Annotated in this window: 20 protein-coding genes; 15 read left to right on the top strand and 5 right to left on the bottom strand. The window is 69.8% G+C overall.

The window, feature by feature from the left end; translation table 11 throughout:
• Positions 1–285 precede the first annotated feature (285 nt).
• The 6 genes from QLQ86_RS05015 to QLQ86_RS04990 are packed head-to-tail and all read left to right on the top strand — an operon-like array spanning position 286 to position 6,049.
• Positions 286–3,081, top strand: coding sequence for a monovalent cation/H+ antiporter subunit A (locus tag QLQ86_RS05015; RefSeq protein ID WP_282816114.1), 2,796 nt, complete (start codon positions 286–288; stop codon positions 3,079–3,081).
• Complete coding sequence (locus tag QLQ86_RS05010; protein ID WP_282734668.1) at positions 3,081–3,419, top strand: Na+/H+ antiporter subunit C; 339 nt, start codon at positions 3,081–3,083, stop codon at positions 3,417–3,419. The genes QLQ86_RS05015 and QLQ86_RS05010 overlap by 1 nt, the downstream gene beginning before the upstream one ends.
• Complete coding sequence (locus QLQ86_RS05005; protein WP_282816113.1) at positions 3,416–4,939, top strand: monovalent cation/H+ antiporter subunit D; 1,524 nt, start codon at positions 3,416–3,418, stop codon at positions 4,937–4,939. The genes QLQ86_RS05010 and QLQ86_RS05005 overlap by 4 nt, the downstream gene beginning before the upstream one ends.
• The gene (locus QLQ86_RS05000; protein ID WP_282816112.1) at positions 4,936–5,442 is read left to right on the top strand and encodes a Na+/H+ antiporter subunit E; all 507 of its coding nucleotides are present in this window, start codon (positions 4,936–4,938) and stop codon (positions 5,440–5,442) included. The genes QLQ86_RS05005 and QLQ86_RS05000 overlap by 4 nt, the downstream gene beginning before the upstream one ends.
• Positions 5,439–5,708, top strand: coding sequence for a K+/H+ antiporter subunit F (locus QLQ86_RS04995; protein ID WP_282734671.1), 270 nt, complete (start codon positions 5,439–5,441; stop codon positions 5,706–5,708). The genes QLQ86_RS05000 and QLQ86_RS04995 overlap by 4 nt, the downstream gene beginning before the upstream one ends.
• Positions 5,705–6,049 carry a Na+/H+ antiporter subunit G gene (locus tag QLQ86_RS04990; RefSeq protein ID WP_282816111.1) on the top strand — a complete coding sequence of 115 codons (345 nt, stop codon included), beginning with the start codon at positions 5,705–5,707 and terminating at the stop codon, positions 6,047–6,049. Before QLQ86_RS04995 ends, QLQ86_RS04990 begins: the two co-directional genes overlap by 4 nt.
• 10 nt (positions 6,050–6,059) lie before the next feature.
• Here QLQ86_RS04990 and QLQ86_RS04985 read toward each other — a convergent pair whose 3' ends face one another.
• A complete protein-coding gene (locus QLQ86_RS04985; RefSeq protein WP_282816110.1) occupies positions 6,060–6,686 on the bottom strand; it encodes a carboxymuconolactone decarboxylase family protein in 627 nt (208 codons plus the stop codon).
• 16 nt (positions 6,687–6,702) lie between these two features.
• Positions 6,703–8,202 carry a cysteine synthase A gene (gene cysK / locus QLQ86_RS04980; protein ID WP_282816109.1) on the bottom strand — a complete coding sequence of 500 codons (1,500 nt, stop codon included), beginning with the start codon at positions 8,200–8,202 and terminating at the stop codon, positions 6,703–6,705.
• A 168-nt stretch (positions 8,203–8,370) separates the two neighbouring features.
• On the opposite strand from cysK, the gene QLQ86_RS04975 reads away from it, so the two are divergent.
• The 6 genes from QLQ86_RS04975 (at position 8,371) to QLQ86_RS04950 (ending at position 15,191) form a co-directional block, all read left to right on the top strand.
• Positions 8,371–10,674, top strand: coding sequence for a BTAD domain-containing putative transcriptional regulator (locus QLQ86_RS04975; RefSeq protein ID WP_282816108.1), 2,304 nt, complete (start codon positions 8,371–8,373; stop codon positions 10,672–10,674).
• Positions 10,671–11,228 carry a nickel-binding protein gene (locus QLQ86_RS04970; RefSeq protein ID WP_282816107.1) on the top strand — a complete coding sequence of 186 codons (558 nt, stop codon included), beginning with the start codon at positions 10,671–10,673 and terminating at the stop codon, positions 11,226–11,228. The genes QLQ86_RS04975 and QLQ86_RS04970 overlap by 4 nt, the downstream gene beginning before the upstream one ends.
• A 106-nt stretch (positions 11,229–11,334) precedes the next feature.
• The gene (locus tag QLQ86_RS04965; RefSeq protein ID WP_282816106.1) at positions 11,335–11,895 is read left to right on the top strand and encodes an OsmC family protein; all 561 of its coding nucleotides are present in this window, start codon (positions 11,335–11,337) and stop codon (positions 11,893–11,895) included.
• Entirely contained in the window at positions 11,892–13,211 is a 1,320-nt protein-coding gene (locus tag QLQ86_RS04960; protein WP_282816105.1) for an NAD(P)-binding domain-containing protein, read from the top strand. The genes QLQ86_RS04965 and QLQ86_RS04960 overlap by 4 nt, the downstream gene beginning before the upstream one ends.
• Before the next feature lie 107 nt (positions 13,212–13,318).
• Positions 13,319–13,495 carry a hypothetical protein gene (locus tag QLQ86_RS04955; RefSeq protein ID WP_282816104.1) on the top strand — a complete coding sequence of 59 codons (177 nt, stop codon included), beginning with the start codon at positions 13,319–13,321 and terminating at the stop codon, positions 13,493–13,495.
• 112 nt (positions 13,496–13,607) lie between these two features.
• Positions 13,608–15,191: a tetratricopeptide repeat protein gene (locus QLQ86_RS04950; RefSeq protein ID WP_282816103.1), complete on the top strand. Its 1,584-nt coding sequence runs from the start codon at positions 13,608–13,610 to the stop codon at positions 15,189–15,191.
• Between the two features lie 184 nt (positions 15,192–15,375).
• Here the strand turns inward: QLQ86_RS04950 and QLQ86_RS04945 are convergent, their stop codons facing one another.
• Positions 15,376–15,963 (bottom strand): TetR/AcrR family transcriptional regulator, encoded by a 588-nt coding sequence (locus tag QLQ86_RS04945; RefSeq protein ID WP_282734680.1) that lies wholly within the window; start codon positions 15,961–15,963, stop codon positions 15,376–15,378.
• A gap of 112 nt (positions 15,964–16,075) precedes the next feature.
• Between QLQ86_RS04945 and QLQ86_RS04940 the strand changes: the two genes are divergently transcribed.
• A complete protein-coding gene (locus QLQ86_RS04940) occupies positions 16,076–16,906 on the top strand; it encodes an oxygen-binding di-iron domain-containing protein (RefSeq protein WP_282816102.1) in 831 nt (276 codons plus the stop codon).
• 150 nt (positions 16,907–17,056) lie between these two features.
• Positions 17,057–18,109: a calcium/sodium antiporter gene (locus QLQ86_RS04935; protein ID WP_282816101.1), complete on the top strand. Its 1,053-nt coding sequence runs from the start codon at positions 17,057–17,059 to the stop codon at positions 18,107–18,109.
• A 152-nt stretch (positions 18,110–18,261) separates the two neighbouring features.
• Here QLQ86_RS04935 and QLQ86_RS04930 read toward each other — a convergent pair whose 3' ends face one another.
• Complete coding sequence (locus tag QLQ86_RS04930) at positions 18,262–19,131, bottom strand: class I SAM-dependent methyltransferase (protein ID WP_282816100.1); 870 nt, start codon at positions 19,129–19,131, stop codon at positions 18,262–18,264.
• Positions 19,132–19,792: 661 nt separating this feature from the next.
• Between QLQ86_RS04930 and QLQ86_RS04925 the strand changes: the two genes are divergently transcribed.
• A complete protein-coding gene (locus QLQ86_RS04925; RefSeq protein WP_282816099.1) occupies positions 19,793–20,023 on the top strand; it encodes a hypothetical protein in 231 nt (76 codons plus the stop codon).
• A gap of 205 nt (positions 20,024–20,228) precedes the next feature.
• Here the strand turns inward: QLQ86_RS04925 and QLQ86_RS04920 are convergent, their stop codons facing one another.
• Positions 20,229–21,131, bottom strand: coding sequence for a helix-turn-helix transcriptional regulator (locus QLQ86_RS04920; RefSeq protein ID WP_282816098.1), 903 nt, complete (start codon positions 21,129–21,131; stop codon positions 20,229–20,231).
• Positions 21,132–21,177 lie beyond the last annotated feature (46 nt).

The raw sequence follows: 21,177 nt of genomic DNA, 5'->3' as shown, positions 1-21,177 counted from the left end.
CCCGCATGGCAATCGGCCAGCCCAAGGTGAGCGCCTACCAGTGTGCGGCGCCCAGGTTCCGCTGATGGACGTCGTGGCCAGCGTCCACCTGGGTGGGCCAAGGTTGTCGTCCGAAGGCCTTCACCCCGCACGGCGGCGCAGGTAATCTCGAGAGGCACCCTCGGGCCGTTTCCCACGACATCGGCCTCGGTTGACGTCAATCAAGAGGGTCGACGCGGCCTTGGTGTGAAGTGAGTGGAGTGAAGGGAACGTGTCGCACTCGATGCTGGACAGGGAGACTGGCCCATGCCGCTCGCGCTGATCATCCTGCTGCCGCTGACCGGCGCCTGCCTGCCCGCCCTGATGCGGGGGCGCTCGTCTCGGCTGCTCGCCTCGGTGTCCGCCCTTCCCGCCGTCTTCACCCTGCTGCTGCTGCTGAGCTGGCTGCCCCATGTCATGGGCGGCGGCGAGGCCGAAGTCCAGCGGCTCTCCTGGCTGCCGGCACTGGGCCTCGACGTGGCCTTCCGCCTCGACGGCCTGGGGCTGCTGTTCGCCCTGCTGATCACCGGGATCGGCTGCCTGATCCTGCTCTACGCGCGCTACTACTTCGAGGGCAGCGACACCTCGGCGCGCTTCTTCACCCTGGTGCTGCTGTTCATGGCGGCGATGCTGGGCATCGTGCTCTCCGAGAACCTGCTGTTCCTGCTGGTGTTCTGGGAGCTGACCAGCCTCGTCTCCTTCCTGCTGATCGGCTACCACACCCACGACCATGCGGCCCGGCTCGGGGCCCGCATGTCGCTGGTGATCACCGGCGGCGGCGGGCTGGCGCTACTCGGCGGCGTGGTGCTGCTGGGCCAGGCCGCCGGCAGCTATGAGCTCTCCACGGTACTGGCGGCCGGCGACCAAATCCGTGCCCACGAGCACTACGGCCTGATGCTCAACCTGATCCTGCTGGGCGCCTTCACCAAGTCGGCCCAGTTCCCCTTCCACCTCTGGCTGCCCCACGCCATGACGGCGCCCACGCCGGTCTCCGCCTACCTGCACAGCGCCACCATGGTCAAGGCGGGGCTCTTCCTGCTCGCCCGGCTGCACCCGGCGCTGGGCGATACCTCCGAGTGGTTCCACCTGGTGACCCTGACCGGCATGGTGACGCTGATGGTGGGCGCCTTCGTGGCGATGTTCATGCACGACATGAAGGGCCTGCTGGCCTACTCCACGGTCTCCCACCTGGGCCTGATCATGCTGCTGCTGGGGCTGGGCACCCCCATGGCCGTGGCGGCGGCGCTCTTCCACCTGCTCTGCCACGCGCTGTTCAAGGCGCCGCTGTTCATGATGGCGGGCTACGTGGATCGTGCCACCGGCACCCGCGACATGCGACGGATCAACGGCATGTGGCGCTTCATGCCCGCGCTGATGGGACTCTCGGCCGTCTCAGCCGCCGCCATGGCCGGCCTGCCGCTGATGAGCGGCTACCTGAGCAAGAAGATGCTGTTCGGCGAGAGCCTGCAGGTCACGGCACCCGACTGGGCGGTGGTGGTGATTCCCCTCTGGGTGACCCTGGCCGGACTCTTCTCGGTGGCCTACTCGATCCGCATCTTCCATAACGTCTTCTTCAACGGCCGGCCGGTCGACCTGCCGGCCTGGCCGCCGCGCGCGCCGCGAGCGGCGGCGCTGTCGCCCATCGTGCTGCTGGCCTTCGCCACCCTGCTGGTGGGGCTGGCCCCGGAGGCCTTCTACGCTGCCCTGGTCCATCCCGCCTTCGCCGCGGCGCGTCAGGCCACGGTGACGCCCTTCGACTTCGCCTCTCTGGGGGGCCGCCTGCCGATGCTGATGAGCCTGTTCGCCCTGGCCGGCGGCGCGCTGTTCTACCACTGGCGCGACCCCCTGTTCCGCCTCCATGCCCGGCTGCCCGAGGTCGACGCCAAGGAGATCTTCGACTGGATCATGCGCAGCGCCATCGCCCTCTCCCAGCGCCGCGTCTTCCAGCTCGAGAACGGCTCGCTGCAGCGCTACCTGACCTTCATCATGGCCACCGTGGTGGTCCTGGTGGGCCTGGCACTCGGCGGCGTGACCCGCTGGCACGGCGGCGAGGCGCTCTCCCCGCTCGACCCGCTCACCCTGCTGGCGGCCATCCTGCTGTGCCTGGCCGCCATCGGCGTGGTGGCCTTCCACCACTACCGCCTGCCGGCCCTGTTGCTGCTGGGCGTCACCGGGCTCTTCGTCACCGTCACCTTTGCCCGCTTCTCGGCCCCCGACCTCGCCCTGACGCAGCTGATGGTGGAGGTGATGGCGGTGGTGATCATGATGCTGGCGCTCTCCTTCCTGCCGCAGACCTCGCCCAGGGCCTCGAGCGGCTTCCGGATGGGGCGCGACCTGGCCATCGCCGTGCTGATGGGCGTCGGCGTGGCGGCCTTCAGCTTCGCCATCCTGACCCGCCCCCACCACACGATCTCCGATTTCTTCCTCGCCAACAGCGTGCCCGGCGGCGGTGGCACCAACGTGGTCAACGTGATCCTGGTCGACTTCCGCGGCTTCGACACCCTGGGCGAGATCACCGTGCTGGGCATCGCCGCGCTGGCGGTGTTCGCCTTCACCCGCGACCTGCACCTCAAGGAGCGGGTGGTCGAGACCAATCCCATGCACTGGGTCGCCGAGCCACACCCGATCATGCTCAGCACCGTGGCCCGGCTGGTGCTGCCCATCGCCCTGCTGGTCTCGGCCTACATCTTCCTGCGCGGCCACAACCTGCCCGGCGGCGGCTTCATCGCCGGGCTGATCACCGCGGTGGCGCTGACCCTGCAGTACATGGCGGGCGGCCTGGAGTGGGCCCAGTCGCGCATGCTGACCGCCTTCCGGCCGCTGATCGGCGCCGGCGTACTGATCGCCACCTTTACTGGTCTGGGCAGTTGGCTCTTCGGCTTCCCCTTCCTCACCTCGGCCCACGGCCATGTCAGCCTGCCACTCATTGGCGAGTTCGAGCTGGCCACCGCCATGCTCTTCGACCTCGGCGTCTATGCCACCGTGGTCGGGTCGACCCTGCTGATCCTCGCCAACCTCGGCAAGCTGATGACGGTGGCCGGCCCCGGCAAGGAGATCGGCTGATGGAACTGCTCTACGCCATCACCCTCGGCGTGCTGACCAGCTGCGGCGTCTACCTGCTGCTGCGCGCGCGCACCTTCACGGTGATCCTCGGGCTGACCCTGCTCTCCCACGCCGTCAACCTCTACCTGTTCGCCTCGGGGCGCCTGGTCGCCGGCGCGCCGGCCATCGTCGGTCTCTCGGAGCGCTCCGCGGACCCCTTGCCCCAGGCCCTGGTGCTCACCGCCATCGTCATCGGCTTCGCCATGACCGCCTTCGTCGTGGTGCTGGCCCTCAAGGCCGCGGTGGAGCTGCGCAACGACCACGTGGACGGCGAGAACCCCGACGAGGATCGCGCATGAACCATGCCCTGATCCTGCCGATCCTGCTGCCGCTGATCACCGGCGCCGGCCAGCTGCTGTTCTACCAGGCGCCCTTCCCCCTGCAGCGCCTGCTGGGCTTCGCCAGCACCGCCTGGCTGGTGCTGCTGGGGATCTGGTGCCTGCTGGTCGCCGGCGGCGGCGAACACCTCATCTATCATGCCGGCGACTGGCCCGCGCCCTTCGGCATCGTGCTGGTGCTCGACCGCCTCTCCGCCGTGATGCTGGCGCTGACCGCCGTGCTGGGCCTGTGCTGCCTGATCTACGCCAGCGGCGGCACGGACCAGCGCGGCGCCCACTTCCACGCCCTCTTCCAGTTCCAGCTGGCCGGCCTCAACGGCGCCTTCCTGACCGGCGACCTGTTCAACCTCTTCGTGTTCTTCGAGATCCTGCTGATCGCCTCCTACGCCCTGCTGCTGCATGGCGGCGGCCGCGCCCGCAGCCGCGCCGGGCTGCACTACGTGATCATCAACCTGGCGGGCTCGGCGCTGTTCCTGATCGCCCTGGGCACCCTCTACGGCCTCACCGGTACCCTCAACATGGCCGACCTGGCGCTGCGCGTGGCCGAGGCGCCGCCGGAGGATGCCCCGCTGCTCGCCGCCGCCAGCCTGATCCTGCTGGTGGTGTTCGGCATCAAGGCGGCGATCCTGCCGCTGCTGTTCTGGCTGCCGCGGGCCTACTCGGCCGCCAGCGCCCCGGTAGCCGCGCTCTTCGCCATCATGACCAAGGTCGGGATCTACGCCATCCTGCGGGTCTTCCTGCTGGTCTTCGCGCTGGGCGAGTCCCCCATCGCCGCGACGGCCTGGGGCTGGCTGTGGCCGCTGGCGCTGCTGACCCTGGCGCTGGGCGGCGTCGGCGTGCTGGGCTCTGACAGCCTGCGCACCCTGACCGCCTACCTGGTGATCCTCTCGGTGGGCACCCTGCTCGCGACCATCAGCCTCGTGACCCCGGCCGCCCTGGGCGCCGCGCTCTTCTACCTGATCCACAGTACCGTCATGGCCGCGGTATTCTTCCTGCTCGCCGACCTGCTGGGCCAGCAGCGCGAGGAGGGCTACGACCGCTTCTCCGCGACCGGCCCCATCGGGCATCGCTGGGAACTGGGCACGCTGTTCTTCATCGCCGGCATCGCCATGGCGGGACTGCCACCCTTCGGCGGCTTCGTCAGCAAGGCGTGGATCCTCCAGGCCAGTGCCGCCGACCCCCGGGGGCTGTGGCTGTGGGGCGTGCTGCTGGCCTCGGCCCTGCTGGTGATCATCGCCACCAGCCGCACCGGCAGCAGCTGGTTCTGGCGCCCGGGTGACATGGCCAGGCCCTATCCACTGCGCCCCGGGCTGCTCACCCTGGTGGCCATCATGGTCGGCCTCAACGGCGCCCTGGCGGCGTTCGGCGAGCCGGTGATGGGCTACCTCGAACTGACTGCCGAGCAGCTGCTCGACCCGCACGCCTATATCGACGCCGTGCTGCCGGACGCCCGCGCCGCCGGCCAGGAGGTCTCGCCGTGACGCCCGCGTTCCATTCCCGACAGTTCTGGCTGCCGCGCCCGCTGTTCTCGCTGTTCCTGGCGCTGCTGTGGCTGCTGATGGTCAACGAGGTCAGCGTGGCCCATGCCCTGCTGGGGCTGGCCCTGGGCGTGGCCATTCCCTTCGTGACCCACGGCTTCTGGCCCGAGGAGGCGAAGATCCGGCGCCCCCTGCCGCTGGTGCGCTACCTCCTGGTGCTGCTGGTGGACATCCTGCGCTCCAACCTGGTGGTGGCCCTGCGCATCCTGCGCCCCGCCCGCCACCTGCGGCCGGGCTTCTTCACCTATCCGCTCGCCCTGGAGGACGACTTCGCCATCACCATCCTGGCAAGCACCATCTCGCTGACGCCGGGCACCGTGTCGATCCACTACGACGCCGAAGCCAACACCCTGCTGGTGCACGCCCTGCACCTGGAGGACGAGGCCGAGACCATCGCCGACATACGCGAACGCTACGAGCAGCCGCTCGAGGAGATCTTCCGATGATCGCTTTCGTGATACCGGTCGCCATGACGCTCTTCGCCATCGCCGCCCTGCTCAACCTCTACCGGCTGGCCGTGGGCCCCGATATCGTCGACCGTATCCTCGCGCTGGACACCCTGATGATCAACAGCATCGCACTGATCGTGCTGGCCGACATGCGGATGGGGCTCGGCGTGCTGTTCGAGCTGGCCCTGCTGATTGCCCTGATGGGCTTCGTCGGCACCGTGGCCATGAGCAAGTACCTGCTTCGGGGGGACGTCATCGAATGACCAGCATCGACATGCCGTGGACCCTGCAGCTCGTCGTCGCCACCTTCCTGCTGTTCGGCGCCCTGGTGGCGCTGATCGGCTCCTGGGGGCTGGCCAAGCTGCCCGACTTCTACACGCGCCTGCATGGCCCCACCAAGGCCAGCACCCTGGGCGTCGGCTGCACGCTGATCGGATCGCTGCTCTACTTCAGCCACCAGCAGGACGGCGTCTCGGTCCAGGAGGCACTGGTGACGATCTTCCTGTTCGCCACCGCCCCGGTCAGCGCCCACATGATGGGCAAGGCCGCCCTGCGCCGGCTCCTCAAGGGCGTGCCGGGCACCCGCAACATGCCCGACCGCTAGCGGTGGCCCGCTACGCCTCGGCCGAGGGCTGTGCCAAGGGCATCTCCCGCCGCTCGTCCCCGGCGGCGATGGGGCGTCCCACGGTGAGCGCCTCGCGCAGCTCGGGCGCCATCTCCCGGTAGGCGACATCGGCCTGGGCACCGAGGCCGTCCAGCACCTTGGTGAAGAAGGCCCGCGCGGCGGCCACGGCCACGATGTCGAAGATCTCGTCATCGGCGAGCCCGTGTGCCCGAAGGCGGTCGATGTCGGCCTGGGTCACCCCGGCAGCGTCATCGGCCACCTTCGTGGCCAGGGCCATCATCTCCCGCTCGGCTGCGTCGAGCGTGTCCCTGCCCTCGAGGAGCGCCTGCAGCTGCGGCGTGCCCACCAGTCCCGCCAGCGCCTGGCCGTGGGCCAGGGCGCAGTAGGAGTTACCCAGTGCCCGCGCCGCGGCCAGGGTCACGAGCTCGAATCGCCGCGGGTCGACGTGACGCCGGATGCTCGCCAGCAGGGCCGCCCAGCTCGCCATCACCTCGGGGCGATGGCAGAACACCCGGGCATAGTTGGGCAGGTAGCCGAAGTGGGCCTGCTGGCGCCGGTACATGGCCTGCACCTCGCCCGAGGCCTGCTCGGGCGCCATCGTGTCGATGAAGCTCATCTGTCGTGCCTCCCGCTCATGCCACGCTGGTGCGCGGATGCAGCCAGCCCGGCAGCAGGTCATAGGGGTCAACCTCCACATCGCGGCGATAGGCGATGCCGCGGGCCTCCAGACGCCGGCGCAACGAGCCATCCCGCCAGGCATCGAAGAGCTCGATGCAGCCCCCGATCGACTCGCCGCCGACGAAGATCCGCGGGATGGTGGTGGCCCCGGTGCGCGCGGCCAGTACCGCGCGGATCCTGCCACCCAGGTCGCCCTCCTGGTAGGCCACCGCGTCGAGGTCGACGCTGCGGTAGTCGATCCCCAGGCGCGCGAAGAGCTTGCGCACCGACCAGCAGAACTCGCACCACTCCAGGGCGAACATCACCACCGGCTCACCCGCCACGGTCACGTCGACGAAGCGTTCGGCCTCGGGATCCAGCGCCACCGGCGCCGCCGGGGTCGCCTCCGCGGAGCGGGGTGGCGCCGCGGGGGCATCGAAGCGGTAGCCCGGCGTGGAGCGCGACAGGGCAAGCTCCTCGTCGTTCATCGCCTCGCCGATGCCATCGAACAGCGGCGTGGAGAGGTAGCGCTCGCCGGTGTCCGGCAGCATGCAGACGATGTTGCTGCCGGGCGGTGAACGGCGCGCCACGTCCAGCGCGGCGGCCAGGGTAGCCCCGCTGGAGATGCCGACGAAGATGCCCTCGCGACGGGCCAGCTCACGGGACAGCCGCAGCGCCTCGTCGCCCGCCACCGGCACCACCTCATCGACATGCTGCGCCGCCAGGGCGTCCTGGGTGAGCCGCGAGATGAAGTCCGGGCTCCAGCCCTGCATCAGGTGGGGGCGGAAGCGCGGATGGCTGGCCGTGGGGGCGCCGCGGGCATCCCGCGGCTGCGCGATGCCGCTGCCCAGCAGGGCGGCGTTGTCGGGCTCGGCGACGATCACGCGAGTCGTCGGGTCCGCCTGCTTGAGCACCCTGGCCACCCCCTTGAGGGTGCCGCCCGTGCCGAAGCCGGTGACCCAGGCGTGCAGGGAGTCCCCGCGGACGTCGTCGAGGATCTCCCGCGCCGTGGTCCGCGAGTGCACCTCGGCGTTGGCCTCGTTCTCGAACTGCCGGCAGAGGAAGTAGCCGTGGCGTTGGGCCAGCTCCACCGCCTTGTTGAGCATGCCGGTGCCCTTCTCGGCCGCGGGGGTCAGCACCACCCTGGCCCCCAGGAAGCGCAGCAGCTTGCGCCGCTCCACGCTGAAGCTCTCCGCCATGGTCACCACCAGCGGATAGCCCTTGCGCGCGCAGACCATGGCGAGCCCGATGCCGGTATTGCCGCTGGTCGCCTCGATCACCGTCTGGCCGGGGCGCAGTGCGCCGTCGCGTTCCGCCTGCTCGATGACCGCCAGGGCCATGCGGTCCTTGACCGAGCCCATGGGATTGAAGGCCTCGAGCTTCACGTAGAGGTTCACCCCGGCGGGGGCGAGCCGGTCGAGCCGCACCAGCGGCGTGCGGCCGATGGTGTCCAGGATACTGTCGTAGCGTGCCATGTCGCTGCTCCTCGGTAGCGGGATCGGTGCCTTGCAGGGTCAGCCTGCGCCGGCGCCGAGGGAGCGGGCGTGGTAGCCAGCGTGGTATTTTTCCGATCGCGCCCCGCGGGCGCGGGTACCAGGCGCGCTATACTCAAGGGTGGTCTCTCTCCTGGGAGGGGGCAGGCGATGAACGCACTGACCCTCAACGTGCTCGGCGATCTCGAGGTGGTTCGGGATGGCCGGGTGCTGACCCTCCCGCCGTCGAAGAAGACCCGCGCCCTGCTGGCCTACCTGGCGGTGAACGGCCGCCCCCTCTGTCGCGAGCACCTCTGCGACCTGCTGTGGGAGATTCCCGACGACCCTCGCGGTTCGCTGCGCTGGAGCCTGTCGAAACTGCGCCGGCTGGTGGATGAGCCGGGCAGGCCGCGCATCATCGCCGACCGCCTCGGCGCGTCGCTCGATACCGACGACCTGGATGTCGACCTCCTGGCCCTGCACGGCGTCCAGGGGGAGGGACTCGAACAGGACGACATCGCGCGGCTGGAGCGCATCGCCGCCCGCTATCGCGGCCCCTTCCTGCAAGGGCTCGAGCTGCCGAACTTCCACGACTTCCACAGCTGGTGCCTGGCCGAGCGGGAGCGGGCCCTGCGTGCCCAGATCGCGCTGCTCTCGACGCTGGTCAGTCGCCTGGCCGAGGCCCCCGAGCGGGCCCTGATCCATGCCCATGCGCTGGTCCGGCTGGCGCCCTTCGACGAGGACGCCCGCGCCCGGCTGGTCCGGCTGCTGATGAGCCTCAATCGCCCTCGGGAAGCGGAGCAGCACTACCGGCTGGGCCTGCGCCTGCTCGGCGAGGCCGGCCTCCCCTCGAGCGGCGCCCTGCTGCGCGCCCGGCGGGCGCCGGCCGTCCATCCCGCCACCGGCCCCCCGCTGCCCCGCCAGGCCAACGAGGCGCTGCCGCAGGCGGCGGCCCCCTCGCCGGCAACGCCCCCGGACGCCGCGCCGCCCGTCTCCCTCGAGGGAGCGCCTCTCGAGGGAGAGCCCCTGGAGGTCCTGCGCTGGGCCGCGCTGCTGGGCGCCTGCCCGAATGTCACCGTATTGGCCCGGCTGAGCGGGCTCGAGGCCCAGCGCATCGGCGCGGCCCTCGAGGTCGCCGAGCGACGCGGCCTGCTGCAGGCCACCGAACACGGGCTGTGCTTCGCCGACGGCGACCTGCCGCGCCGCCTCTATGAGGCGATCTCCCCGGCGCGGCGCCAGCTGATGCACCGCCATGTCGCCGAACAGCGGCTCGGCGATGCCCACCTCGACCTGGACAGTGCCGCCGAGCTGGCGCACCACGCCCGACGGGGCGGTGACCCGGAACTGGCCGCCGAGGCCCTGGTCGCGGCCGGACGGGTCTGCCTGCGCTTCTTCGCCAACGACGAGGCCCTGCGCCTCGCCCGCCAGGGCGTCGAGATGGCCGAGCGACTCACCGGCGCTCGCCGGGTCTGCCTGCTGCTCGAGCTGCGGGACGTGATGCTTCATGCCGCCCCCCTGGCGGACTGGCAGGACACGGCCAGGGAACTGGTGACCCTGGCCGAACAGGCCCTGGAGCATGGTGCCCTCGCCCATGCGCGGCTCGGCTACCAGCTCGCCAGCCAGGTTCGCTGGTCGCATGGCCAGTGGCGGGATGCCCACGAGGAGGCCCTGCAGGCCGAGCGGGTCACTCACAGCGCCGACGACCGGGACCAGATCATCGCCATGGCGGAGACGGCGAAGTGCCTGGCGATGCTGGAGCGCGACCTCGACCGCGCCGCCGGGATGCTCGACGACGCCCGCGCGCTGGCCGACCGGCAGCGGCTGAGTCACCCCGCCATCCCCATGGCGCTTGCGCTGATGCGCTTTCACGACAACCGGCTGGACGAGGCGGAGGGACACTTCAAGGAGGCGCGGACCCTGTGCAAGGCCAGCGGGGATCGGCTCGGCGAGTTCCAGGCCAACGAGGGCCTGCTGATGCTGGAGCTGGAGCGGGGCCGCTTCCCAGAGGCCCTGAAGCGCGGCATCACCCTCGCGGAGATCGGCGAGAAGCTGCGCGAGGGCAGCGAGGCACCCTTCGCCTGCGCCGCCCTCGCGCTCTGCCGCTATGCCCTGGAGGACCAGGCCCTGGAGGACCAGGCGTCCCCCCTGGAGACCGCCCTGGCAACGCTGCGTGACGCCGACGCCAAGCACCGGCTCTGCTGCCTGCTGATCCACGCGGCCCAGCTCGACCTCAAGCGCGGCCGAGCGCTCGACGCCATCGCGCGGGCCGGGGAGGCCCTGACGCACGCCCGGCTCCTGGAGCGTGCCACCGAGCAGCTGCTCGCCCACGGCGTGCTGGCCGAGGCCCATCGGGCGACCGGCGACATCGACGCGCAACGCGACCATGCCCAGGCGGCGGCCGAGATCGCCCGGCGGCCGGTCGCCCGCTGGGCTCGCCTCCGGGTGGCCGACAGCAAGCCGGAGGGCGCCGCATGATGGATATCGTCCTGGAACGCTGCTTCTCGAGGCCACTCACGGCGGAATTCGTGCGCTCGGTGTCGCTGGAAGCGGAAGGCTGCCTGGCCCTGCATGGCGTTGCCTGGCAAGGCAGCCTGCTGGCGCGGGACGGCCGACGCATGGTCTGCCGCTTCCGGGCGCCGGATGTCGAGTCCGCGCGCAACGCCCTGCGCCAGGCAGGCGCCGAGGTCACCACCCTCTGGCCCGGCACGCTGCACGACGCACCGGGACTCGACGCCGGGGCGCTCGCCGAGGCCAACGTGCTGGTGGAGCGCGCCTTCGCCGCGCCGGTCAGCCTCGCGGCGATCCAGGCCCGCGAGGAGGCCGGCGCGGCCTGCCTGCAGAACCACCGGGTGCGCTTCGTGCGCACCCTTCTCTCGCAGGACGCCCGACGCATGCTCTGCCTCTACCGGGCCCCCGATGCCGAGTCAGTGCGTATCGCCCAGCATCAGGCCGGCATGCCGCTGGAGCGCGTCTGGGCCTTCCGCGCGATCCTCCCCGGCCCTCCGGCCGATTCAACGCTCGCCCTCTGAAAAACCACGTGCTCTCCCACGCTGGGTCCCACGTGCCGGCCCCAGAGTCGTGCCTGACGGGTGAGCCCACCCGCCATACCACGACAATCCCCGAGGAGAGATCACCATGCAGACCGCCATCCGCGAGATCGACAACGGCGTCAACGTCACCGCCCTGCTGGGCGCCCGCGAGGCCCTGTCCCAGGCCCCCGAGGCCGCACGCTTCACCTGGCGCACCAGCTGCGACTGGGTGATGGGCACCCATAGCCGCGCCACCGTCGAGGGCTTCCACGGCCTCGGCGAGGAGCAGCGCCACAAGACCCGCTTCGCCTTCGATACCGACCACCCCGAGGTCTTCGCCTCCGAGGACCATGGCCCGACCCCCGTGGAGTACGTGCTCGTGGGCCTCGCCGGCTGCCTGACCGCCGGCATCGCCGCCGTCGCCCAGCGCCGTGGCATCCAGCTCCATTCGATCAGGGCCAGCCTGGAGGGCGACATGGACATCCAGGGCATCCTCGGCATGGACCGCGACGTGCGCAACGGCTTCGACGACGTCCGCGTCACCTTCGAGATCGATGCCGACGCCACCCGCGAGGAGATCGAGGCCCTGGTCGCCCAGTCGCAGAAGCGCTCGGCCGTCTTCGACATCCTCACCAACCCCACCCACGTCTCGGTGCAGGTGAAATGAGCGAGGAGCGTCCAGGCCGGCAGCACCGCCCGGCCCGCGCGGTGACCGTGGTGGTCATCGGCGCGGGCCAGGCCGGGCTCGCCATGAGCCACTACCTCGGCCGGGCCGGCATCGAGCATGTGCTGCTGGAGCGTGGCGAGGTAGGCAACGCGTGGCGCCACGAGCGATGGGACTCGCTCAGGCTGCTGACCCCCAACTGGCAATGCCGGCTGCCCGGGCTCCGCTACGCGGGGCCCGACCCGGACGGCTTCATGTCCATGCCCCAGGTGGTCGACTTCCTTGGCGACTATGCCCGACGACTCTCGGCCCCGGTACAGGCCGGCACCAGGGTGCGCTCGGTCCGGCCGGCAGACGATGGCTACCGGGTGATCACCGACCGGGGCGAGTGGCGCTGCCGGGCGGTGGTGATCGCCAGTGGCGCCTTCAACCTGCCCCGGGTGCCGGCCCTGGACCGGGCGCTCCCGGCATCGGTCGACCGCCTGACGCCCGGGGAGTATCGCCACCCGGGCCAGCTGGCGCCGGGCGGCGTGCTGGTGGTAGGGGCCTCGGCCACCGGGCTGCAGCTGGCCGACGAGTTCCAGCGCGCCGGTCATGCGGTGACCCTGTCGGTGGGCGAGCATGTGCGACTGCCGCGCCGCTATCGGGGCCGGGATATCCAGTGGTGGCTGGAGGCGGCCGGCATCCACGACCAGCGCTTCGACGAGGTGGACGACATCGAGCGGGCCCGCCGCCTGCCCTCGCCGCAGCTGGCCGGCGGCGACGTCCCCGCCACCCTGGACCTGAATGCCCTGAGCGCGCGGGGCGTCAGACTGGTCGGCCGGCTGGTGGGGCTGCAGGAGACCCGGCTGCAGTTCTCCGGCTCGCTGTCGGCCCACTGCGCCGCGGCGGACCTCAAGCTGGGACGGCTGCTCGACACCCTCGATGCCTGGGCGCGGACCCGCGGGCTGGAGGGCTGCCTCGAGGCGCCGGAGCGCTTCCCGCCGACCCGCCTGCCGAACGTCCCCTGCCTGGGGCTGGATCTCGCCCGGGGCGAGATCCGCACCGTGCTGTGGGCCACCGGCTATCGCCCCGACTACAGCTGGCTGCAGGTGCCGGTGCTCGACCGCAAGGGGCAGCTGCGCCACCACGGCGGCGTGGTCGACGCCCCGGGGCTCTACGTGCTGGGCCTGCCGTTCCTGCGCCGGCGCAAGTCGAGCTTCATCCACGGGGCCGATGACGATGCCCGGGAGCTCAGCGCCCATCTCGTCGCCTGGCTGGCCCGGGATCACCGCCATGGCGCCATGCCCCGGGGCCTGCCTACCGCGCTCGGTGCCTGACTTCGCGCCGGCCCGTTCGGCCGGCGCCCTTCTCCCTCCGCCTGCCCCGTGGCCACCGGAACGCCGCCGGGGCCGGACAGTCTCAAGGCGTCGAGGAGGCCTTTCCCATGACCAGCGAGTTCGACGGCCCCCCGGCCAATGGGGCCGGCGCCGCCAGTGCCGAGACCCTGGCCGAGGTGGTGCCTGAGCCGGTGAGCGGACCAAGGCCTGCGGCACGCGAGCACCCGGGGGAAACGCTCACCGCCCTGTGCCCCGCCACGCTGACCGGAAGGGACCGTTTCTGACCCGTTTGGCACTGGCAAGAGCGGCCAGCCAAGGGGATTGTGGAACCCAGGAGACTGGCGGACGACAAGCGTCTGCCGCAATCCTGGAAACCACGACCGATGGGAGGTCACCATGAAAGCCAACATGAGCACGCCCGCCTGCGCACTGGCCATGGCCAGCGTGGCATGGATCGTCCCCGCCCACGGCGCCGAGATACCGCGCTTCGATAGCCTGGGGGAGTATGGCCGCACCATTACCACGGACTCCGAGCAGGCCCAGGCCTACTTCAATCAGGGGCTGCGTCTCGCCTACGGTTTCGCTCGACCGGAAGCGATCCGCTCCTTCCGGGCCGCACAGCAGCACGACCCCGGCTGCGCCCTCTGTGCCTGGGGGGAAGCCTGGGCGCTGGGCCCCTATCAGAACAATCCGGGAGGCGTCGGTGATCCGCAGGACGCCAACGCGGCGGCCCAGCGAGCCCTGGAGCTGGCCGATGAGGCCGCGCCCTGGGAGCAGGCGTTGATCGAGGCCATGGCCTTGCGCTACCCGCCCTCCGACGACGATAGCGACCCGCAGCAGGCGACCCGCCGCTACGCCGAGGCCATGGAAGAGGCCGTGGCGGCACATCCCGACGACCTTGACATACGCACCCTCTATGCCGAATCGCTGATGCTGTACCGCCCCTGGGATCTCTACCAGGCAGATGGCGAACCCTACCCGGAGACACAGACGGTGATCGAGGAACTGGAAACCGTGTTGGACGCCGAACTGGGCCATGGCGGCGCCTGCCACCTCTATGTCCACACCGTGGAAGCCTATGAGCCGACCCGCGCCGAGGCCTGCGCCGACCGGCTGGCCGACGCCATCCCGGGAGTGAGCCATATTCAGCACATGCCCTCACACATCTACATGAACATCGGCCGCTACGGCGACAGCGTCCGCGCCAACCAGCGAGCGCGCCAGAGGGACCAGGCGGCCCGCCACGACGCGGCCGTGAGCACCTATGCGCCCCACAATACCCTGATGCTGGTCTATTCCGCCTGGATGGACGGGCAGAGCGGCGTCGCCCTTTCGGCCGCTCGGGACATCGGTCGCGAACGCGCGGAAGATATCTTCCACCACAGCCTGCAGCTCGCCCGCTTCGGCCGCTGGGACGAACTACTGAACCAGGAAGGTGCGCCAGACGCGGCCTTCCAGGCCGCCATGTGGCACTTCGCGCAAGGGCTGGCGCAGTTGCGTACCGGTGATGCCGAAGCGGCCCGGGACACCCTGGCGCAGATCCGCGCCACTCGGGAGGCGACCCCGGACGATGCCACCTATCACTTCTTCCGGCATGCGCAGCGCGATCTGCTGGGCATCGCGGTCGGTATCCTGGCCGGCGAAATCGCCGCCGAGGCGGGGCGCCTCGATGAGGCGCGCGAACAGCTGCAGGCAGCCATCGCCCTGGAGGACGGCCTCGGCTACTCCGAGCCAGAGCCCTGGCCGATACCCGCCCGCCATGTGCTCGGAGCGGTGCTGCTGGAGGCTGGGCACGCCCAGGAGGCAGAATCGATCTATCGCGACGCCCTGGCGGTACACCCCGACAACGGTTGGTCGCTCAAGGGGCTCGAGCAGAGCCTCACGGCCCAGGGAAGGGACACCGAGGCAGCCGAGGCCGGCCAGGCGTTCGAACGGGCCTGGGCGAGAGCCGACGTCTGGTTGCCGGCCTCCCGCTTCTAAGACTTATGACGGGTACCTGTCAGGACGCGGGCCCGCCTGACGGGCCCGCGTCCTGGCGTCACGTCAGTGCAAGCATTCACCGCTGCAGCGAGTTGCTGATCGAGCGCGACGGGGTCACCCTCTGGAGCCGGAACCTGACCGACGACGGCCACTGCCGATTCTGCGGCACCGGCCTGCGACAGGGTCAGCCGGTGAGCCCCTCCAGCCACGCCACCACCAGCTCCGCCATGACCGCATCGTCGAGCCCCTGGGCCTCGAGCGAGGCCCAGGTGGTGAACGCCAGGCCGTGCTGGAGCGTGATCGCCAGGCGCGGGTCCTCGGTCGCCCCGAGGTGCTCGTGCAAGTCCTCGCTCACCTGGCGCAGATGGTCGCGAAATGCCGCCATGGGCGCCTGGAGCGCCGGGACCTCGGACGCGTCGCGGTGGGCGGCACGCCACATGCGCTGGGTAGCGCGGTAGTAGCGGTAGAAGGCCCGCAGGGTGGCGCGCACGTGCGCCACGCCCGCCTCGGAGGCAGCCCACTCGGCGGGGTCCGGCGGTGGGTGCAGTTCCAGCCAGCGCGACGTGCAGGCCGCGAAGACCGCCGTCTCGTCGGGGAAGTGGCGGTAGACGGTCAGGCGCTGTACGCCGGCGCGCTGGGCGATGGCACTGATGGTGGTGGCGCGCGGTCCGACCTCCTCGTGGAGTTGCATCGTCGCCTCGACGATGCGTTCGCGGGTCTCCTCCCGGCCGGCGGCACGCTTGCGCTGGGTGTAACGACGTTTCTCGGCCATTTATTGAACATACCTGTTCACTCAAATATTGACAAGCGCCGCCTGCGGGCCTATCAATATTTCAGTGAACATACGTGTTCACTAACTCCAACAATGACCACGGAGTCCCGCGATGACCGACACTCTCCCCCTGATGCTGCCGACCCGGGATGCCGGGTGCGACTGGTGTGTGCTGCCCGCCTTCCTGCCCCTGCAGGGCATGGGTGGCTTGACGGTGAATGCCTTCCTGCACAAGGGACGCGAGCCGGTACTGGTCGACACCGGCCTGGCCGCTCTCGGCGATGCCTTCCTCGAGGCCCTGCAGGCAGAGATCGACCTCGCCGACCTGCGCTGGATCTGGTTGAGCCACACCGATGCCGACCATATCGGCAACCTCACCCGAATACTGCAACGTGCCCCCCGGGCCCGGGTCGTCACCAACTTCCTCGGCATGGGCAAGATGGGCCTGCTCGGCCTCGACACCGGCCGTGTGCAGTTACTGGAACCCGGTGCCCGCTTGACGCTCGGCGACCGCGAGCTGGTGCCGCTGCGGCCGCCCTACTACGACGCGCCGGAGACGCTGGGCTTTCTCGACACTCGCTCGCGTACCCTGTTCGCCGCCGACAGCTTCGGCGCCCTGCTCCCCGCCCCGGCCGACAGCGTAACGGCGATCGAGGCGAGCGCGCTGCGCGACGGCCTGGTGACCTGGTCGGCGATCGACGCCCCCTGGCTGGCTACGAGCGACCGGGATGCCCTGGGACGCTCGCTGCATGCCCTCGAGCGCCTGGCACCGACTACCCTGCTCTCCGGCCACCTGCCGGTCGCCGAGGACGGTATCGCGGCCCTGGCATCCGTGATATTCGAGGCCTGGTGCGCGGCTCCCAGCGACCCGGCCGGCCCGCAGGCCATCGAGGCCGTGGCGAAGGCGCTGGAAGGAAGCCCGGAAGCGCGCCTGGAGGTGTGACACCGGCCGGGAGCGTAGCCGTAAGGGCCCGGCGAGTGATGGCGCCGGGCCCCGTCACGCCGAAGCCACGCATCAGGTTTTGCTGGACAGCGACTCCACCCGGCCCGACGCTTACTTGAGCCGAGCGACCGGATGACAGGAGTCGAAGCCATGACCATTGCCGCCTTCGTGGCCGGACTGGTGCTGTTGATTGTGGGGGCCGAGGGACTGGTGCGGGGTGCATCTCGCCTGGCCGAACGGCTGGGCATCACGCCGCTGATCATCGGCCTGACGGTGGTAGCCTTCGGCACGAGCTCCCCCGAGCTGGCGGTGAGCCTCAAGGCCGCCAGCGATGGCCAAGCGGGCATTGCCCTTGGCAACGTGGTGGGCAGCAATATCTTCAACGTGCTCTTCATTCTCGGCGTCTCGGCACTGATCGTTCCCCTGGCGGTGGCCCAGCAGCTGGTGCGCATCGACATTCCGCTGATGATCGGGCTATCGGTGGCGATGCTGCTGCTGGCACTGGATGGCGTAATGGGTCGTTTCGATGGGGGGCTGCTGTTGGCGGGACTGGCCGCGTACCTGGCCTTCCTGTTCTATCAGAATGCGCGCGCCCAGCCTGAGGACAGCAGCGAGTCGCCGGCCTCGGGACAGACCCACTGGGCCTTCAGCCTGGCACTGGTGGTGGGCGGATTGGCCCTGCTGGTGCTGGGCTCACGCTGGTTCGTGGAGGGGGCAGTGGCGTTCGCGGCCTTCCTGGGGGTCAGCGAGCAGGTCATCGGTCTGACGATCATCGCGGCGGGCACCTCGCTGCCCGAGGTGGTCACCTCGATCATCGCCGCCCTGCGCGGCGAACGCGACATCGCCGTGGGCAACGTGATCGGCAGCAACGTCTTCAACATCCTCGGCGTGCTGGGGCTGACCGGGTTGCTGTCAGCCTCGGCGATTGCCGTGCCACCGGCCCTGGTGGGCTTCGATATCCCGGTGATGATTGCCGTAGCGCTGGCCTGCCTGCCGATCGGTTTCACGGGGGGCGTGATCAGTCGCTGGGAGGGCGGGGCGTTGCTCGCCTACTACCTGGCCTACACCCTCTACCTGATCCTTGCGGCAGCCCAGCACGATGCACTGCCGGGCTTCGGCGCCACCATGCTCTACTTCGTGCTCCCGATCACGGCATTGACCCTGGCGGTTCTCACCCTGCAGGAACGGCGTCGCCTGCGCTAGCAACGCGCCGAACGCGACGCCGATTCGGTTGGGGCCCCTGCATCGAGCGAGCGGCCCCCGCCGCGGGCATCGACGACGGCTGCAAGGCCGAGGTTGCCCACGCCGCCTCGGGGGCCGCCGCAGTAGCGTTGGCCGGCTCGGTCGGTGCGAGCTCAACCTTCCGGCTTGCGCGCGGTGATGGTCCAGGAGCTTGAGCCCATGACGATCTTGTCGTCCTGCTCGAAGGGGGCCAGGGCCTGGCGCAGCGCCTCCTCGATCTGCGGGCGCTGCCGCTCGGCCTCCTCGCCGGCCTCGCGGAACACCTCCCCGGCCGGCCCCAGGGCGAGCTGGAAGCGCATGGCGTTCTCCACCGAGTCGCCCACCTCGACCGGCCCGTCGTTGCGTTCGAAGGCAATGTTCTCGAAGCCGGCGATCTCCAGCTGCTGGGTAACCACCTCGGGATTGGCCATGGAGAAGGGCCCCGGGCCACAGGTGCGGGCGTCCTCGCCGGGCGGTGGCAGGAAGTCCAGCACCACCTGTTTGGGCAGCCCCAGCCAGGGGTTGTCCTCGATATCGCGCCAGACGATGAACATCAGCTTACCGCCCGGCTTGAGCGCCTTGTGGACGTTGCGCATGGCCACTACCGGATGTTCGAAGAACATCATGCCGAAGCGCGAGAAGCACAGGTCGCATTCAGGCTCGAAGGGGTAGCGCTCGACATCGGCGGCGATGAAGCGCACGTTGTCGACGTCCGCCTCCGCGGCGCGGCGCTGGGCGTCCTCAAGGAACTGTGTGACGCAGTCCAGGCCCAGGACCTCGCCCCAAGGACCGGTGCGGCGTGCCAGCTCGATGGCGGTATCGCCCCAGCCGCAGCCGACATCGAGGATCCGGCTACCGGGTTCGATATCGAGTCGCGTGAGCGGAACCCGGCTGTGGTAGCTCAGGCCGTTCATCAGGATGTCCTGGAAGCGATCGAACTTGTCGGCCAGGGTGTCGTTCCAGAACTCGACGTATTCGCTGGTGGTTTGCGTGGTCTGTTGCATGGCGTACCTCCGGGATGGAAGCCATGGGACTCGCGGCGCCTCGGCACCGCAGCACGGCGACGGGGCATCACGCTGCCACGACCCGCCGCCTGCCTATCAGTTCTAGCAGTTGGTCTCCCTTCCTGCGGCCCCTGTCATGATTCAGGTCCTTGAACGGGCCAGGGGCCTGTCGAATCTGACCGATCGTCGCGAAGAACGAAGAAAGAGTCGGGTTTCGAGACAGCTTTATCGATCTGATGAACAGCCAGTATTTCAGTACGCAATTACCTTATGCCAGACGGATTGGCCTCATTTTAGCTAGCGATAAAGCAGAGCTTTTTGTACATCAGGAGGTCACTCGTGAAGCCCATAGATGAAAAAAAATCTCACATCGAAACCATTCAGCTTACGCGTCGTGGGCTACAATTAAGCAGCCAAAGCCAGACCTCCCTGACGGCGATCATCCCCCTGCACACCAGCCATGAGCTTGTCGTTCTGAGCAGAAAGCGGGTCCTGCATGGGCGACCTTCTTGCCTCCTCGAGAAGCGCCAGGCCGACGGCACGGCCCATACCGGCAAGGCATGGCGTCGTATCACTTACCCCGGTATCGGGGTGTCACTCGGCACCCAGGATCGGTTACCGATGACAGTTACTGCCTCGATACCTCAACGAGGCAACTTCCATGAAACTCATGGTATGCAGTTCGGCACTGATCATCGCACTGCTGTCCATCTCTCCCGTCATGGCGGCAGACTCGGTGTATCTGGAAGAGCGCACGAAACGTCTTCATGAAAAGACGCAGACATCCACCATGGAACCGGCCATGATGCAAAAACGGGTGGGACCGCGCACAACGGGAGCGAGGGCATTACCGGCGGCGACCGTCGCGTCCCCCGACCCCTGGTGGCACTGACGCCAAGCGACGGATATGGAGCTCCACCCAGGCCAAATCATCGGGGTGCAAGCAGCACTCCCCCTCACCGCCACGGCTCGCCATCGCGCCGTGGCGTCTTCGTGTCGTTCCGAGGGAATTCCGCAGCGTTCCGTCACTCGAGCGCGCCCTACCGGCGCATGGGACGGCAAGAGTTCGTGCCGTCTCGGCACCCTACCGGGAACGGTCAGGCGTTATGGACCACCCGCCCGAGTTCGCCGATGTCATAGCCACCCAGCGCCTCGGCCCGCTCGGCGAAACGCGCTTCCCGGGCGAAGGCGAGAAGCCTCTGGATCGGCGGCTCGAAGTAGCTTCGCCGCCACAGGGCCAGGTCGAAGGCCTCCTCATGCAGGGGCACGAAGGCCAACCCCTGGCGGCGGGCCGCTGCCTCGACCCCGAGCCCGGCGTCCGCCTCGCCCTGGCGGATCGCCAGCGCCAGGTCGTCCTCGTTGAGCGACGGGTGCGCGGTGAAGCGCAGCCGCCTGGCATCGACCCCCGCCCGGGCCAGCAGCCAGGTCAGCAGCCGCTGGGCCCCGGCATCGGGCTGGCGATGGGCCAGGCGCACCGCGTCCCCGGCCAGGGCCTCGAGGCCGGTGATGCCCAGGGGGTTGTCCGGCGCCAGCAGCAGACCCTGGCGCCGCGTCGCCCAACGCACCATCACCAGGTCCCGCATGCCGGAGAGCCCCAGCGACTCGGGCCGGTTGTAGCCGCCGCTGTGCGCATCCAGCAGGTGCAGCCCTGCCACCATCGCCTCGCCGGCCAGCAGGCGCCGCACTCCATCGCCGCTGCCGTGACACAGCAGCGCCAGCCCCGCCCCGCTCTCGCGCACCGCCCACTCCAGCAGCGGATCCTGGCTGCCCGCGAGCACCAGGGGCACCGGCCGGCGGCTGGCCCGGTCGCCCTCCAGGTGATTCATCAGCCAGAGGTCGATGCTCTGGCGGGGGAAGAGCAGCTTGCCGGTCACGCGCACGCAGGGCATCGCCCCCTGGCGCACCAGGTCATAGACCTTGCGCTCCTTGAGGCGCAGGTAGTCGGCCACCTCGGCGGTGGTCAGGTAGGCAGGGGACGCATGCCCCCGTTCGGTCTCCATGGTGCAAGGCCCCTCGTGGTGCTAGAACCGTCGTTATCCTGCATGG

This window comes from Halomonas rhizosphaerae, from assembly GCF_030012485.1.
GTDB classification, from domain to species: Bacteria; Pseudomonadota; Gammaproteobacteria; order Pseudomonadales; family Halomonadaceae; genus Halomonas; species Halomonas rhizosphaerae.
The sequence above is the reverse complement of the archived record's forward strand: the minus strand, read 5'-3'. Positions and strand labels throughout refer to the sequence as shown.